At 53.6% G+C, this 16,380-nt stretch carries 8 protein-coding genes; all 8 read right to left on the reverse strand.

The window, feature by feature from the left end:
• Positions 1-10: 10 nt before the first annotated feature.
• The 8 genes from ACAF76_RS16425 to ACAF76_RS16460 are packed head-to-tail and all read right to left on the reverse strand — an operon-like array spanning position 11 to position 16,362.
• Positions 11-3,277 (reverse strand): amino acid adenylation domain-containing protein, encoded by a 3,267-nt coding sequence (locus ACAF76_RS16425; RefSeq protein ID WP_400161940.1) that lies wholly within the window; start codon positions 3,275-3,277, stop codon positions 11-13.
• A gap of 5 nt (positions 3,278-3,282) precedes the next feature.
• Positions 3,283-4,449, reverse strand: coding sequence for a pyridoxal-phosphate-dependent aminotransferase family protein (locus ACAF76_RS16430; RefSeq protein ID WP_400161941.1), 1,167 nt, complete (start codon positions 4,447-4,449; stop codon positions 3,283-3,285).
• A gap of 36 nt (positions 4,450-4,485) precedes the next feature.
• Positions 4,486-5,520, reverse strand: a complete 1,035-nt coding sequence (gene gntD / locus ACAF76_RS16435) for a guanitoxin biosynthesis L-enduracididine beta-hydroxylase GntD (RefSeq protein WP_400161942.1) — start codon at positions 5,518-5,520, stop codon at positions 4,486-4,488.
• Between the two features lie 8 nt (positions 5,521-5,528).
• The gene (gene vioD / locus ACAF76_RS16440; protein ID WP_400161944.1) at positions 5,529-6,644 is read right to left on the reverse strand and encodes a capreomycidine synthase; all 1,116 of its coding nucleotides are present in this window, start codon (positions 6,642-6,644) and stop codon (positions 5,529-5,531) included.
• Positions 6,645-6,659: 15 nt separating this feature from the next.
• A complete protein-coding gene (locus ACAF76_RS16445) occupies positions 6,660-6,863 on the reverse strand; it encodes an MbtH family protein (protein WP_400161945.1) in 204 nt (67 codons plus the stop codon).
• Between the two features lie 35 nt (positions 6,864-6,898).
• The gene (locus ACAF76_RS16450; RefSeq protein WP_400161946.1) at positions 6,899-11,056 is read right to left on the reverse strand and encodes an amino acid adenylation domain-containing protein; all 4,158 of its coding nucleotides are present in this window, start codon (positions 11,054-11,056) and stop codon (positions 6,899-6,901) included.
• Between the two features lie 42 nt (positions 11,057-11,098).
• A complete protein-coding gene (locus ACAF76_RS16455) occupies positions 11,099-14,419 on the reverse strand; it encodes an amino acid adenylation domain-containing protein (protein ID WP_400161947.1) in 3,321 nt (1,106 codons plus the stop codon).
• Positions 14,419-16,362: a condensation domain-containing protein gene (locus tag ACAF76_RS16460; protein WP_400161948.1), complete on the reverse strand. Its 1,944-nt coding sequence runs from the start codon at positions 16,360-16,362 to the stop codon at positions 14,419-14,421. The genes ACAF76_RS16455 and ACAF76_RS16460 overlap by 1 nt, the downstream gene beginning before the upstream one ends.
• Positions 16,363-16,380: the final 18 nt, after the last annotated feature.

Raw genomic sequence — 16,380 nt, forward strand, 5'->3', positions numbered from 1 at the left:
GACACTCCTCCTATCCGCTGATTTCCTTTGACAGCAGCTCTCCAATCGTCGTGTCGGGTTCGTCAAGGATGACGCCCAAGACGTTGACAAACCTGCTGAATATGTCGTTGACCCTGGCCTCTGACAGCAATCGTGTGTTGAATATGGCATGGACTTGAATTCCTTTTTCCCTTTGCTTCATCATCCAGGTCAAATCAAACTTGGACAGCCCGGTGTCGACATCTTCCAGCCGGGAAATTCGCAAGCCCGCCAGCTCGACATTCCGCAAAGGATTCTCTTCCAAAAGGAAGTCGGCTTGGAACAATGGATTTCGCCCTTTTTGCCGCTTGGCGCGAACCTTTTGCGCGACGATATCGAGGGGAATCTCTTGATGCCGGTAGCCTTCCAAGGCGGTCTGTTTCACCTGCTCGAGGAACTGGCTGAAGCGCAGACGCTCATCCACGGTGTTTCGCATGACCAGCGTGTTTACAAAATAACCAATCAGGCTGCCAAACTCCCGTACGATTCTCCCTCCCGCCGCCGGAACGCCGACAATGACGTCGGCTTGTTTGGTAAAGTCGTACAAGACAACTTTGAAGACGGCCAGCAACAGAATAAATGGCGTCGTTTTTCGCGTTTGAGCCGCGATCCGTATGGCCTGCTCATCCAGAAGCGGCGTAAAGGCGACGGTTTTTCCCGCATTCACGGGGCCATCGGTCTGCTCGGACCGATCCGCCAATTCCAACAATCCTTCTATCTTCCCAAGCTTGGAAACCCAGTACGAAAGTTCCTTTTCCAACCGCTCCCCCTGCAAGCGTTCCCTTTGCCACATCGCGTAGTCGCCGTATGTCCATCTCTGCTCCGGCAGCTCAGGCGGTCTGGCGGCGGCAAAGGCGGAATAAATCGAGCCCAATTCCTGCATGAAGATTTCCAAAGACCAGCCGTCAAAAACGATGTGATGGACGTTGAACATCGCCACGTACTCGCGATCGCCCGTTCTCGCCAAGTAGGCCCGAAGCAGCGAATCCTTTTCCAAATCGAACGGCCTGGAGGCTTCTTCCTTCAGGTATCGGGAAACCCGGGCGGAGATGTCGGCCGTATCCTGCCGGCGAAAATCGCGGTAGCACAGGTCGATGGAGCGCTGCGGATGAACAAACATCAGCACTTGGCCGTCCACCATCCGGAAATTGCTGCGAAGCGCCGGATGCCGTTTTACCAGTTCGGCGATCGTCTTCTCGAACAGTTGCACGTCCAATCTTCCCGAAATGGCGAATCTCCAGGGCACATTGTACAGAGAGCTGTCGGGAAACAATTGCTGCAAAAACCATATACCGTTTTGCGAAATGGAGATTGGCGAGCAGTCCGCTATCCCCGCCTTGCTTCCAATCTCTCCTGCGAACATCTGCCTCTTGCGCTTTATTTCTTGCAAGCTCTCGGCCAGCCCGCTTCGCTCGCCGCCTTCTTCCAGCATCTTCGCCACTTCCTTGATCGTCCTGTGCTGCAGGATGGCATCCGGCTGCAAATCGATGCCGAAAGCTTCGCGAATCCGGGAAGCGATGCGCAATGCGAGCAGGGAGTGGCCGCCCAAGTCGAAAAAATCATCCAGGCAGCCGATCTCGGCATGGCCAAATGTATCCCGCCAAATCGCCAGCAATTTTGCTTCTTCCCCATTGCAGGGAGCGGCTCTTTCAACCGCCCGTTCTTTTTCTCTCTCGCCTTTTTGCAACAGCGCCTGCCTGTCAATTTTTCCGTGCAGCGTCAAAGGAATGTGATCCACCTGGACATAGAAGGACGGGATCATGTAGGCAGGCAGCAAATCCTGCAAGTAGGCCCTCCATTCGCCTGTCGAGGGAATTTTCTCGTCTCTTCCTACGAGGAAGGCAACCAAATGCTGGCCGCCCAGCCCGTCTTCCCTTCCGAGAACGACGGCCTGTTTTACTTTTGGATGGGTCTCCAGCGCTGTTTCCACCTCTGCCGGTTCGACTCGGTAGCCGCGTATTTTCAACTGGCTATCCATCCTGCCGATAAATTCCAGACTCCCGTCGGAACGAAATAGCCCGGCGTCGCCGCTTTTGTACATCCTTGCCCCAGGGTAGTTCGCGAACGGGTCTGGCAGAAATTTTTCAGCGGTCAGTCCAGGCTTATTCACGTAACAGGTGGCAAGCGAATCCCCGCTGATATAGATCTCGCCTACCGCTCCCGGAGGTACTTGATTCATGTTTTCGTCCAGTACATACACCGCCGTGTTTGCGATCGGCTTCCCGATAGAAAGCCTCCACTCCGAAGCGGCATCGGGCTGAAGTTGCTTCAGATCGGCGCTTTCCTCGCAATGGTGATAAGTAGCCGTGGCAGCGTACTCCGTCGGGCCGTACACGTGGATCAGTTTGATCCCGTGTCTGCACCACATCTCGTATTTATCGAGGAGAGGCCGCTCTCCGCCCGTAATCACCAAGCGCAAGGAAGAAGGAGGAGCAGCACGGCCTTTTTCAATTGCGTGAATCAGTTCATGCCAGAGCGGCGTGACCAGCTCGCACACGGTCACCCTTTCCTGCTCCATCGTTCGCAGCAGGTCGGCGATCGATGGAGGCGAACTGCCGCTGGACGAAAATACAATCGTGCACCCGGTCAGCAAAGGAGGATACAGTTCTTCCAACGCCGCCGAGAAACTGATCGAGGACACCTGCAAAAACCTGTCGCTTCGCTCGAGGGCAAAGTGAATGGAGCCGGACAGGGCCAAATTTAGCAGGCTTCGATGCGACAAAACGATTCCTTTCGGCTTGCCGGTCGATCCCGACGTGTAAATGATGCATGCGGCTTGATCGGGATTTCCTTTTTCGGAAATGAACGAACTGTCACCTGATTCGTGCCATGCGATTTGTTCGATGTGCAGTATGCCCGCCCCTGTACCGGAGAGCTTCCGACTCAATGCCTGAGTCGTGATGATCAGGGCAGCCCGGGAGTCTTTCACCATGTAGGCAATGCGTTCGCCGGGATAGTGCTCATCGACGGGAATATACACGCCCCCCGCCTGGAGAACAGCGAGAATCGCAATCACGTAATCCCTCGACTTCGGCAGGTGGATGATAACCCGCGTTTCCCGCTCTACTCCCTGCTCCCGCAGAATCCGGGCCAGTTTGCTCGCCATGTTCAGCAGTTCATGGTACGCCAATTCTCCATATTCATCTCTGATTGCTTGGTTATTTGGGTTTGTTCGGACTACATCCGCAAACGATTCGTGCACGCACCTGTTTTTTGAGCGCAACAACCTATCCGTCTGATTCCGGATCATATTCTTCATCCTTCTCAACAAACTTGATCGGCAACGGCCTCGGCGACGATTTTTTGGGCAGCTTTGGCAGCCTCCCCCGGCTGCAATCGGCAGCCGTATGCGATCAGCAACAGCTCGATCGCGGACAAAGCAGCCTGGATTTCAAACGGATCGATGTAGCCGCAGTGACCGACACGGATAAGTTTATCTTTGTACAACCCCGGCCCGTCGGTAATTTGGATGCCGTAATCCGCCGCCAATGTTTCCACAAATTCGTCGGCGTGCAGGCCAGACGGCAAATACGCTGCGGTGACCGCCGAAGCAAATCGCGGCTCTTTTTCCAGCAAAAGCTGAAGCCCCGCCGCCTTTAGTCCTTCTCTCGTCGCCCGCCCCAGCACCTCGTGCCTGCGGTAGACCTTTTCCAGTCCTTCCGCCAAGAGCATTTCTAGTGCCGCGTCCAATTGATACAGCAAACTGATGGCCGGCGTCCACGGGGTGTGCGGGTATTTGTCCTGGCTGTATCGTTTTGCCTTCTGCCAGTCGAAGTAAAATCGCGGCGAGCCTGCTCTCGCATTCCGCTCCCATGCCTTGTCGCTGACGCTGACAAACGAGATTCCGGGCGGGGTCATCAACGCTTTTTGGCCGCCGGACACGACGACGTCGATTCCCCACTGATCGGCTCTGATTTCCGTCACGGCCACGCCGGAGGCTGCATCGACGATGGAAATTACGTTTTGCGCCACTTTTGCGAACCGTTCGATATCATTTACCATTCCGGTGGAGGTTTCGCAGAGCACGCAAATCGCCGCAACGATTTCCCGGTCTTGTTCCAGCACCCTCGCTACCTGCGCGAAGTCAATTTCCCCGGCAAATCCGAAATCGCACTCAATGACGGCAAGGCGGTAAGCCTTGCACATTTCCACCCATCTTTGCGCAAAAAATCCGTTGTTGATGACCAGCACCTTGTCGCCCGGGTTGAACAGGTTTTGCACAGTTCCTTCGCAAGCGCCCGTGATGCTTGAGGTAAAAACGAGCACATCGTTTCTTGTATGCAGGATCTTCTTGATGTTTGTGCCTACTCGCGCGAATAGCTCCCCGAACTCGGGGGTGCGTTCATCGATCATCGGTTTCGCGCCGGCTTGCGCAACCTGATGCGGAACCGGGGTCGGACCGGGAACCATCAGCCTTTTTTTGTACAGCATGAACTCCCTCCTGCTTTGACAATTGCTTTCTTCGCCTTAAAAGATCACTCGATGCTCGGCGCTAATGCGCGAATCCCTCGATTTTCGCATGTCTCTGGCGATGTTTAACCGCTTTAACCATCGATCCGTACCGTCAAATCTCGCTTTAAACGGCATCCTTCCATGCACGACCTTGTAATTGTCAAGAAACAAGATTTCGCCTGGCTGAAGGGCGTATCCCTTGATGTTTTCGTCAATTTTCGTGACGAGCGTGTGAAAGGCAGACCTTGTCTCTTCGTCTTCAAACACATCGTCCATAAAATACGGATCGATTCGCATATATGGCCGATTCGGGTCACCGAACAATATCGCGATTTTTTCCGGGTCGTTGTTCATGCGCTCGATCTTCTCATAACTTCTTTGCAGCAATTCTTCGGAAGCTGCCAGCTCTTTGCGCAGCTGTCCCCTGTTTTTCTCCAAATGGGATTCGTCCGGTCGGATCACAAAACGGGGTTCGAAGAGGATCCGTTTCGTTTGTTCATCCAGTTCGATCTCTTCGATCGACGCGTACGTGGTCTCGACGCCATCGGGATTTCGCAGGCACATCAGGCCCAAGTAATCGGTACGATAAGGGTGGAATGCGTCTTCTGTATGCCAGGTGAGCAGTACCTCGCTGCCTGCCCCCAACTGCTCGAACTCGTATCCTTTGATCGGCAGGATGTCATGCATGATATAACCGTCCTGCTGCGTGGCCCAGGCGATCGGGTCTGCGAGGAGAGAAGCGCAGAGGTAGAAAAAGATATCGTGCTGAATCGTCGGCGAATGCGAAGGCTTTACATTCCAGTGGGCCGGCGTTTTGCCAAGCTTGCTGTCGTCGACGGGAAAGCCTCTGACTACGCAAAGTCCCCCGCCGGATTCCAACAGTCTGAAGCGGTTGATTTCATCCCTGAGCCGGCGCGGAAGCTCTTGCGCCCGGGTTGGGGCCGCCAGCAAAAATTCGTCGTTTTCCACAGTCGTGTAAGTGGACGCAAGTTCGGCCACAATTTTCATAGCCGTGTCGACTTCTTCCTTGCTTAACTCGATTATGTGCATACCCGTATTCACCTCGTGTAATTTCGAAAATAGGTTTCCAATTGGAACAGTCCTTCGCGCAACTCTTCAGCGCTGCCGCCAAACCCCAGTCGGACCCTCTGGGGATGGCCAAAACAACTGCCGGGAACCAGCAGTACATGGCGCTTTTCGCCGAGTTCTTGGCACATGTGTTCGACATCGATCTGCAGTTTGACCTTCGGAAATGCCGTAACGCCTCCGCTTGGCTGCACCCACTCCATGAATTCCGCGTTTCTTTCCATCCAATCCGACAGATAGCGGAGGTTTTCTTTTGCCTGGTCATAGCGCTCTTTCCATAACTCTTCAATCTGCATGACGGCGCGATAGGCCACGAACTCGACGAGCGGGGAAAGGTGCAGGGTGAGCCGGTCCCGCAACGGAATCAGGCTCTCCAATACCTGCGGATGTGCCATTACCCATCCGAATCTCAAGCCGGGAAGTCCGTAGCACTTGGAGAACGTGCCGGTTGAAATGGCTTTGCGGTACATTTTCGTAGGATCGGGAAGCGGCTCGCCTTCATAGACCAAATCGGAAAAGGCGGCATCCCACATCAGATAGGCGTCTGCCTCGGACACCAGCGAAACAATCTCTTCAACCTGGTCTTTTGTCAAGGTAACCCCGGTCGGATTGTGGGGAAAGTTCAAGATCACCATTTTTGTTTCTTTCCGAATCAACTTTTTCAATTCCCGGGTGTCAGGTTGAAACCGATTCTCCTCGCGAAGGCGCCACTTGGATACGTCGCAGCCGATCACCTCCGCAATGGATTCCATCGAATGGTAGCATGGCTCCACAAGGACGACGTGATCCCCGGCGGCAAGCAACGAGTGCAGGGCCAGGTAAATTGCTTCGCTTGACCCGTGGGTAACCATGACCCAATCGCGCTCGCCATTGCCCCAGCGCGCGGCGATGGCCTGGCGAAGCTGTTCGCTGCCGCAGGAGGTGCTGTCCGTCAGCGCAATGCCGTCCAGCTCTTCTACGGCGATACTCAGCTTGTTCCGAAGCTGGCCGAATGACCAAGGCTGAACGCCGCTGCTTCCAATATCCGTAGTTGCCGTATAATAATGCTTTCGCATCCAATCTTCCAATAAAGCCGGGCCGTACCGCATGCTTTCCCTCCTCGATCAATTGCCGTTGTCCATCTGTTTGCGCAGACTTAGCGGGCGCATATCCGTCCAGACGCTCTCGATGTAGTCCAGGCACTTCTCTTTGTCCCCCGTAAAACCGGCATCCTCCCATCCCAACGGATTCTCCCGGTCTGCTCTCCAAATGGAATACTGCATTTCATGGTTGACCACAACCTTGTAGAACACTCCTTGATTTTCCATGGCACCCTCCCTGTTCCTCTGCCAAAATCTGCCGCTTATAGCGACTCTTCCACTTTTTTCGCGAGCGTGGAAAGACTCGGTTCCGTAAATATCGAGTAATGGTCGCCGGGAATCACACTTACTTTAACTGGGTTAGATGAAAAATCATTCCATCCCAATGCATGGTCTTCTCCTACGGACTCGGAAGCGCGCAGCAAGACAATGTCACCGGGGTACTTCCCGGAAGGACTGTACGCGCGCAGAGCCCGCAGATTGGACGTATACACGGAAAACAGTTGCTTGATGTAGGAAACGTCGCTGTCCGTCGTGGCGATTCCGGCTTCTTTCATTGCGAAGAAGAGCTGTTCCATCCTGTCTTTGCCCGGGGTGTCATCCGGATTGAAAGAAATCCCGCTGCTTCTTGCGATATCGTCGATAAACGCTTCCGCCGCCTCTTCTTTGTCCGGCGTTTGCGACCGTACGTCTTTGGCCCAGCTGTCGATCATGATGAGTTTCGGAGCACGCCCAAGCTGGTCGTAGAGCTGCAGGCCCATTTCAAAAGCGATAATTCCGCCCATCGACCACCCGAGGAGCACAGGCTCTTCTTTGCCGACTTCCAGCAAGCGGGAGACGTAGTGTCTCGCCATTTCCTGAATGGTCGTCGCGGCGCTTTCCTTGCCGTCCAGCCCAGCAGACTTGAAGCCGTACATGGTCCTTTCGCTCGTCAACAACGAAACGAGCTTGGAATAGCAGAAAATCGTACCGCCAACCGGATGGATAAAGCATAGCGCCTGCTGGGTTCGACCCTGCCGCAGCTCGACCATTACGCCTTCCGTATGCCGCTCCGACAGTCCCGCCAGCAGCCGGGAAAACCCTTCTATGGTCGGATACTGAAAAATAGCGGATGTCGGCATGGTTTTTCCGAATTCTTTTTCCACTTTGCGGATCAGCTGTACGGCTGTAAACGAGTGTCCTCCCAATTCAAAGAAGTTATCGTGGATGCCGACCTCCTCGAGCTGAAGCGTGTCTCTCCAAATGCCGGCGAGAGCTTCTTCCACCCGGTTTCGCGGGAGTACCAGCGCTTGTTTCGCCAAAGCCCGGTCCGCGGCTGGCAGCGGAAGGCTTTTCTCGTCGATTTTTCCGTTTTCCGTGAGCGGGAAAGCATCCACTTTCTGAAACCAGGCGGGAACCATGTAGATGGGAAGGAATCCCCGCGCAAACTCCTGAAGATCGCTCGGCTCTACGATGCATCCCGGCTTGACAATGTAATAGGCGGCAATTCTTTTATCCTCGTCGCCGGCCTGATGGACGATTGCGTGCGCGTCCTGGACGGCCGGATGCTTTCGCAGCGTCTTTTGGATCTCTTCCAGTTCGATGCGAAATCCCCTGATTTTCACCTGGCGATCGATGCGGCCGAGGTACTCCACGTCCCCGTTCTCCGTAAAACGGGCCGCGTCGCCGGTTTTGTATAGACGTGATCCGTATTCGCTGCTGAACGGGTTGGGGATAAACCTCTCGGCAGTCATTTTGGGCAGGCTGTTGTACCCCCTCGCCAGTCCCGCTCCTCCGATATACATCTCCCCCGCCACGCCGACCGGTACGGGTTCCAACTGTTTATCCAAAATATACAATTCCAAATCGGAAATTTTTTCGCCAATCATGCTTTTGCCGAACATATCGGCTTTTGTGATCGGGCGGTAGGTGACATGGACAGTCGTTTCCGTAATTCCGTACATATTGACCAAGCTCGGCTTCGCATCCCCGTGTTTTTCCAGCCAGCCCTTCAATTTCTCGGGCTCCAGCGCTTCCCCGCCAAAGATGATGCACCGCACCTCTAAATCTTTTGCCAGCCTCTCATCCGCCTTGGCAAATTGATAGAAAGCCGACGGGGTCTGATTGAGCACGGTTATCCCTTCCCTGGCGACAAGCTCGTAAAACTCGTCGGCAGAACGGCTCGTTCTGTACGGAACGATCACGAGTTGGCCGCCGTACAGCAAAGCTCCCCAGATTTCCCAGACAGAGAAGTCAAAGGCGAAGGAATGGAACAGCGCCCATTTGTCTGAAGCGTGGAAATGAAACCATCTCTGCGTGTTCGCGAACAGCCGGATCACATTGGAGTGCGGGACCATTACCCCTTTCGGCCTGCCCGTCGAGCCTGAGGTGTAGATGATGTAAGCCAGCTGGTCCGGGCGTACTTCGCGCTGCGGATTCGTTCTTTCGTAGGAAGCGATCGTTCTTCTGTCGCCTTCAAATGTGATCACAGGCAGCGTCAGCTTTTCGCAATAGCTGTCATCCAATTGCGAACTGGTCAACAGGATCTCGGCCTGGCTATCCTGCAAGATATACTGCTTGCGCTCGTCGGGATAATGCGGATCGATCGGAACATAGGCTCCGCCGGCTTTCAAGATTGCGAGAATTCCGATGAGCATGTCAAAGGAGCGCTCGACGCAAATGCCGACCCTTGATTCGTCGCGTACTCCCATTTCGTTCAGGTGGCGGGCAAGCTGGTTCGCCCGTTCGTTCAGCTCCCTGTAGGTCAACATCTCTTTGCCCGCATATAGCGCGATCGAATCCGGCCTTTCCAGCACCTGTTGCTCGAACGCCTGATGGAGGCACATGGGGCTTGCCGGAGCGGCTTCCGTGCGATTCCAGGTCTTCAGGACCTTTTCTTTCTCCGCTTGCGTGATCATCTGCAACTGGGCGATGCTTTTTTCCGGATTGGCAATGACGCTCTTGACGAGAGAGCGGAACCGTCTCGCCAACTTTTCGATGGTGCCAGCCGCGAAAAGATCGGTGTTGTACTCCACGTGGCAGAGCAGTCCGTTGGAATCATTTTCAAACGCGAAAGTCAGATCGAACTTGGCGGTGTTATAGTCGACTTCGATTCTTTTTGTGCGCAGGCCGCCGATCTCGACATACTCCGATGCGCTTTGCAAGATGCACAGGGTCTGCACCAATGGCGTATAGCTCAGGTTCCGCTCTGGATTGGTGATCTCGACCAGCATCTCAAACGGAACCTCTTGATGGGTAAAGGCGCCCAGGCAGGCATTTCGCACTTCTTTCAGCAGGTGCGCAAAAGATTGCTCTTCGGTAAATCGGGTGCGTATTGGCAAGGTATTGACAAAAAATCCGATCATATTCTCCCACTCGGTCGAATTCCGGTTTGCCGTAACCGTACCGACGACGAGGTCTTCTTGGCCTGAGTGACGGAACAATAAAATCTTGTAAATGCTCAACAATCCCATGAACAAAGTAGCGGCATTTTGCTGGCAGATGGTTTCAAGCTCTTCCACATCGGCGCCGGACAGCGAAAACGTGTGAAGGCTGCCTTTGTATCGTTGAACCGCGGGCCTGGGAAAGTCGGTTGGCAACTCGATCAGCGCCGGGGCGTTGCGCAATTGCTTCTTCCAGTAGCCGAGCTCTTCTTGAAACCGTTCGCTCTGCAAAAAATCATGCTGCCACAGCGCATAATCGGAATACTGCAAAGGCAGTTCGCGCAGCGGAGAGGGCCGGTTGTTCACATAAGCGTCGTAGAGCACCCCCAGTTCATGGAACAAGATCCCCATTGACCAACCGTCCGAAATGATATGATGCATCGACATGATCAGGATGTGTTCTTCCGGTTGCAAACGAACGACGGTGACGCGAAACAAGCTGTGCGCCAGGTCAAACGGGGCGGACGCATCCTGCTCGATGATCCGGGTCGCTTCCGTTTCCCGCACCGCCTCGGGCAAATGGCTGATGTCCTCCAAACGAAAGGGATACGGCAAAAAGTCGGCGATGACTTGAACTGGCTGTTCGTCCGCTTCCGAAAAGGTCGTGCGCAAGGCTTCATGCCTTTTCACCAAATCGTCGAAGCTTCGCTTGAGCGCCTCCGGATTCAATAAGCCTGCGATCCGCCGCACATCCTGAATGTTGTAAAAGGTAGTTCCGGGCTGCAGCTGTTCCATAAACCACAACCGTTTTTGCGCAAAGGAAAGCGGGAATTGCCCTCTCCCCTTATCCTTTCGCGGCACGGGAGTTTTTTCGGCTGACTCTGTCCTCTTGCCGTGGGCGACTTCTTTTAAAAGCGACACAATTTCATTCTCATGGCTGCGCAATGCTCCCAGCAAATCCTCCGCAATGGCTTCCTGCGGACCTTGGTAGCGCAGCTTCCCTCCTTCGATCCAAACCTTGATCTTCTCCTTTTTCAGCCTTGCCAGCAATTCGATCATGCTCGATCAGTCCCTCTCTCGATACCGTATATTGCTGCCTCTTCACGCTTCTCCCGGGTCGTCGTCACCCGCAATCCACTTGATCGTATCGATCGCATCAGCCATGCTCTCCAGCGTCGGCGCCTCGAATATGCAGGAAACGGGGAGCGGCACATTGAATGTTTTCCTCGCCCGAGCGACGACCTGGATGCCGAGCAAGGAATGTCCGCCGATGTCGAAGAAATGGTCCGTTTTTCCAATCTGGGAAACTCCCAATATTTCCGACCAGATCGCCGCCAATTCTTTCTCGGTCTTCGTCGTTGGCGGGACCGTTTTCGAAACGTCCCGAAACTGGGGGGCGGGAAGCGATTTTCTATCGATTTTTCCATTGGGAGACAGCGGCAATGCTTCCAACTGAACAAAGCAGGCGGGAATCATATACTTGGGCAGTATTTTTTCCAGCTCCTTTTGCAGTTGCGAAGATGCGACTTCCTTCTGCTTCTCCTTCAAGACCACATACGCAACCAATTGCTTTTCCCCGTTGTGGTCCGGCTGCACCGTGACAGCGGCATTTTGCACGAATTCGATGCGTTTTACATTCGCTTCTATTTCCTCTAGCTCGATGCGGAATCCCCTAAGCTTTACCTGATTGTCTGCCCTTCCCAAAAACTCGAGCGTTCCGTCCGAACGGTACCTGCCCAAATCACCCGTGCGAAACAATCTGGCGCCTTTTTCCGAGCGAAAAGGATCAGGGAGAAATCTGTCGGCCGTCATTCGCGGATGATGGATGTATCCTCGCCCTACTCCTACCCCGCCAATGTATATCTCGCCTTTTGCGCCGATTGGCAGCAGTTGCAGGGAGTCATCCAGTATGTAGACTCTCATGTTGCTGATCGCTTTGCCGATTGGAGCAAGCCCTGGGGGCAAGACGGTCGCGTCGCGAACGTGATAGAGCGTGACGTCGTCCGAGCATTCCGACGGTCCGTACGCATTGACGATCGTCGTAGCAGGGAAGGCGTCGAGCCAGTCTTTCAGCAATTTCGAATCGGCCTGTTCGCCGGTCACCAGCATATGTTTCAAGGCTTTGTTGGAGGAACCGCAGTCTTTGGCAGCTTGAAGAAGAACTTTCAAGTACGCAGGGGTGGCTTCCATCACGGTTACCGCATCTCTTTCGGCCAGTTCCAGAAGCAGCGCCGGGTCGTGGACGGTCTCTTCCCTGTAAATGCGCACTTTTCCGCCAACAAGCAGGATGGCCAAAAATTGCCACACGGAGATATCGAAGCACTGGGATGCCGTTTGCGCGATGGTGTCCCGGGCAGTCAACCGGAAGTCGTCGATTTTTGAAAACAGGTGATTCATCAGCCCTTGATGTTCGACCATGGAGCCCTTTGGCAGTCCCGTAGAACCCGAGGTAAAAATCGTATAGGCCGCATTCATGGGCGAAATGATCGGTGCAGCGGCGCGCTTTTCCTCTTCGCAGGGCTCCGCGCTTCGCACATCCTCCAGTCGCAGGACCCGGTGCGCAAGCGAACCATCCGCTCGAGCGGTCCATGTGTCCGATTCACTCTCCAAAGTGCCGGTCTGCAGCAGCAATTTGCATTTGCTTTGCTGCAAAATATAGCGGATGCGCTGCTCCGGATAGCCCGGATCGAGCGGCACGTACACAGCCCCGCATTGCAAAATGGCAATGATGCTCGCCAGGTAAGAAAAATCTCGTTTTCCTAGCAACCCTACTACATCTTCCAGGCCAACCCCGCTTTGCCGCAGATGGAGAGAGATGCGATCGGCGAAATGAAGCAGCTGTGCATAGGTGTAATGCCCGTTGTCATCTTGAGCCGCGATGTTATCAGGCGTTTGCAGCGCTTGCTTTCGAAAGAGCGTGTAATAGTCTTGCTTTGACGCAAACTCTTTGCTAGTGTCGGTCCACTCTACCAGCAGCGTACGCTTTTCGGATTCGCAGATAATATCTGATTCGGAGACTTTTTGATCCGGTTGCGAGACGATCGTTTTGACGAAATGGATGAAATTGCTGCCAAAACGCTTGATGGTCTCGTCTTCAAACAGATCCGTGCAGTATTCGAAATTGAGCACAAGCGAGCCGTCCTCAATATCCTCAACGATCAACGACAAATCGTACTTCGAAGTAACGGATGAATCCTCCATGCTTTCGATTTCAAGCCCCTCAATCGAAACCGTGTGGCTGCCGTGCTGTACTTCGAACATGACCTGGAACAGCGGGGACCTGCTCAGATCCCGTTCGGGCTGCAGCTTTTCCACCAGCTTCTCAAAGGGAAGGTCTTGATGCGTGTACGCTTCCAGGCATACGTTCTTCACTTCTCTGACCAGGTCGCGAAAGGTCGCCTCTTCGCGAACCGTCCCTCGCAAACAAATCATATTGACAAAAAATCCAATGATCGACTCCAGCTCTTTGCTCGTGCGCGCCGCTATTGGCGATCCGATCAGAAGGTCGCTTTGTTTCGTGTATTTGTACAGAAGGATGTAGAATGCGGTCAACATCGTAATAAAAAGCGTAGTTCCTTCTTGTCTGCTAAACTCGCGCACCTTTTCGGCACAATCCGCTGCCAGAACCAGCTTCAGGAGGTTTCCTCTGGAGGACTGGACAGGCGACCTTGCCTTATCGTAAGGCAGTTCTATCGTTTGCGGCGCTCCGTCCAGTTTCGTCAACCAGTACTGCAAATGCTTGTCGATTTGCTCGTCGGTTAGCGTTTTTCGTTGCCAAGTGGAAAAATCGGCATATTGGTAAGCAAGCGGTTCAAGCGTGTGTCGCTGCTTGCGACAGTAGCTTTCGTATAGGTTTTTCAGGTCATTCATGAAAATGCCGACAGACCAGCCGTCAAAAACGATGTGATGCATGTGGAATAACAGAATGTGATGCCCGCTGTCGATCCGAATCAGATGAGCCTCGAACAACGGACCTGCTTCCAGATCAAACGGCTTATTTACCGTTTGCTCGACATATTGCTTGACTCTCTCTTCTGAGAAAAAGCCGCTGAAGTCTTTGGTATGCAAGGGAATGGAATACGGATCGTTGATTTTTTGATACGCTTCTCCTTCGATCTCTACGATAGTCGTTCGCAAGGCTTCATGGCGCTTGACCAGCTCATTCAATGTTTGCCTGAGGGCAAATTCGTTCAACGGCCCCTTTACATGGAAGGCAAAGCGCGTGTTATATGATGTATCATTCGGCTGAAACTGCTGAAAATACCAAAGTCTTTCCTGCGCAAAGGAGGCGCGAACCGGCCTGTCGCGAGGGACACGTTCCATCCTCTCTCTCTGCCTGTCGTGGGCAGCATTGCTTTGCAGCCGTTGCGAGATGAGCTCCTGAATCGATTTCCGTTCTTTCGTCGAGCGGTTGGGATCCATTATTCCGCCACCTCTGCCTCTTTCTCGAAGGAACGCTGGTCGTGATCGCGTGCAAAGCAATCTTCGACGGCTGTTATAAACGCTACGATGTCTTCCGCCTCAAACAAGCTGCGCAATGGCACGTCGATCCCAAAAGACTCTCTCACGCGTACGATGATTTGAATAGCCAAAAGAGAGTGGCCGCCAAGCTCAAAGAAACTATCGTCAGCATGAATGTCCTCGACACCCAGCACTTCTTTCCAAATTTTCAGGATTTCTTGGCCAGCGACGGTTTCCAGTTTGTCAGAAACCGCTTCGGTTCGGTCTGCAGGATGAAGGTGATCCTCATCTTCGGGGCGGAAGCCGAACAGTTCGATAATGTGGATGCTGCCGTCCGCGTTCCGCTTGGCTCGGCCGGCGCGAATGAGCTGGGAACCTTCTTTGAAGGGATGGTCGACGAGATGCTTCTCCAATTCTGCATTTTGCCGCATGTACTGTTGCTCCAGGCTGACATCACTGATGTACAGATCGCCGGGAGTGCCGATGGGAGCGAGCTGGAGATGCTGGTTCAAGACCAAGATGTTGCCTTCCGTCAGGATCTTTTCTTCTTTCTCTGTAAATATTGCAATCTGGGAAACCTTGCTCTCCGGGCTCTTTGCGATGCTTTCCAACGCGTTTTCGTAATGCTGGATAAGCCTGTGAATCGTGGTTTCGGCGTACAAATCTGTGGCGAATTCCACGTTCAATTCATAGAAATCGCCTTTATTGGTAATCGTCCAGGTCAAATCGAATTTGGACGTATTCGTCGGCAAGCCTTCGATGGGCGACAGCTCCACGCCATTCATGGAAATCCCCAAGGTAGCGTCATCCTCGTACGCGAACACGGTGCGAATGAATGGCTCGGCGCTGCTTCGCGAGGGCAGCAGCTCGGAGATGAGCACATCAAGCGGAATCGCCTGATTCGAATAGGCTTCCAGCGTCGTTCTGCGCACTTCCCGCAACAGTTCTTTGCACGCCATATCGCCTCGGCAGCTGATTTTCAGCGGAACGAGATTCACGATATATCCGATAACCGATTCAAATTCGCTGTTGGAACGCCCAGCCATGGGAGAGCCGATTACGATCTCTGAGGAACCCGTGTATGTGTGCAGCAGTACCTGGAGTCCGGCCAAAAACACCATATACGGGGTGACCCTCTCTTTTTTGGCCAACTCGATCAGCTTGTCGGACAGATCCTTCGGGAGTTTTTTCGTGACGATGCTTCCGCTGTAGCTTTGCTCCTGCGCTCTCGCATGATCGGCGGGAAACTGGCTTCCCGTCAGCGGTTCCTTCAGCTTGTTTCGCCAGTATTCCAACAGTTGCGTTTTTTCATCGCCCTGCACCATTTTCTTCTGCCATTTGGCAAAATCAAAGAAATCATGCTGTAGAGGAGGCAGGACAGCTGCGGCGCCTGCGCTGCGTGCGTTGTAGACCTCTGCAATCTCGCGCAGCAGGATCTCCATCGACCAACCGTCAAAGATGATATGATGCATGTTAAAGAACAGAATATAACGGCCAGCCCCGCACGAGAACAGGATGGATCGCATAAGCGTATCGCGATACAGATCGAAGGGCTGCAAAGAATGCTCCAACAGCATCCCGGTGACCCGATCTTCGACTGCTTGCGGATTCATGCCGTCTTGTGCAACGTCTATGATTGCAAACGGAACCTCCCTCTCATTGGAAACAACAACAAAGGGTTTCTCGTTCGCCATCCTTATTTTGCTGCGCAGCACATCATGCCTCTCCCACACCGCCTGCAGCGCTTCCTGGAGGGCAGCTACGTTCAGTTCGCCCGTTATTCTCACCATCCAGGGAACGCTGTACAGCGGGCTGTTTGGAACGAGGCGGTCAAAAAACCAGAGGCCGTATTGATTCATAGACAGCGGGTATATCTTTTCCTTTTTTTCTTCCACATGCAGCATCGCGCAATCATCCCTTCC

The organism is Brevibacillus sp. TJ4, from assembly GCF_044627595.2.
Lineage (GTDB): Bacteria > Bacillota > Bacilli > Brevibacillales > Brevibacillaceae > Brevibacillus.

Bases quoted from the DNA above. Each gene is read 5' to 3' on its own strand.
- ACAF76_RS16455 (WP_400161947.1), bottom strand. From the start codon at position 14,419: ATGGATCCCAACCGCTCGACGAAAGAACGGAAATCGATTCAGGAGCTC.
- ACAF76_RS16450 (WP_400161946.1), bottom strand. From the start codon at position 11,056: ATGATCGAATTGCTGGCAAGGCTGAAAAAGGAGAAGATCAAGGTTTGG.
- gntD (WP_400161942.1), bottom strand. From the start codon at position 5,520: ATGCACATAATCGAGTTAAGCAAGGAAGAAGTCGACACGGCTATGAAA.
- vioD (WP_400161944.1), bottom strand. From the start codon at position 6,644: ATGCGGTACGGCCCGGCTTTATTGGAAGATTGGATGCGAAAGCATTAT.
- ACAF76_RS16445 (WP_400161945.1), bottom strand. From the start codon at position 6,863: ATGGAAAATCAAGGAGTGTTCTACAAGGTTGTGGTCAACCATGAAATG.
- ACAF76_RS16430 (WP_400161941.1), bottom strand. From the start codon at position 4,449: ATGCTGTACAAAAAAAGGCTGATGGTTCCCGGTCCGACCCCGGTTCCG.
- ACAF76_RS16460 (WP_400161948.1), bottom strand. From the start codon at position 16,362: ATGCTGCATGTGGAAGAAAAAAAGGAAAAGATATACCCGCTGTCTATG.
- ACAF76_RS16425 (WP_400161940.1), bottom strand. From the start codon at position 3,277: ATGAAGAATATGATCCGGAATCAGACGGATAGGTTGTTGCGCTCAAAA.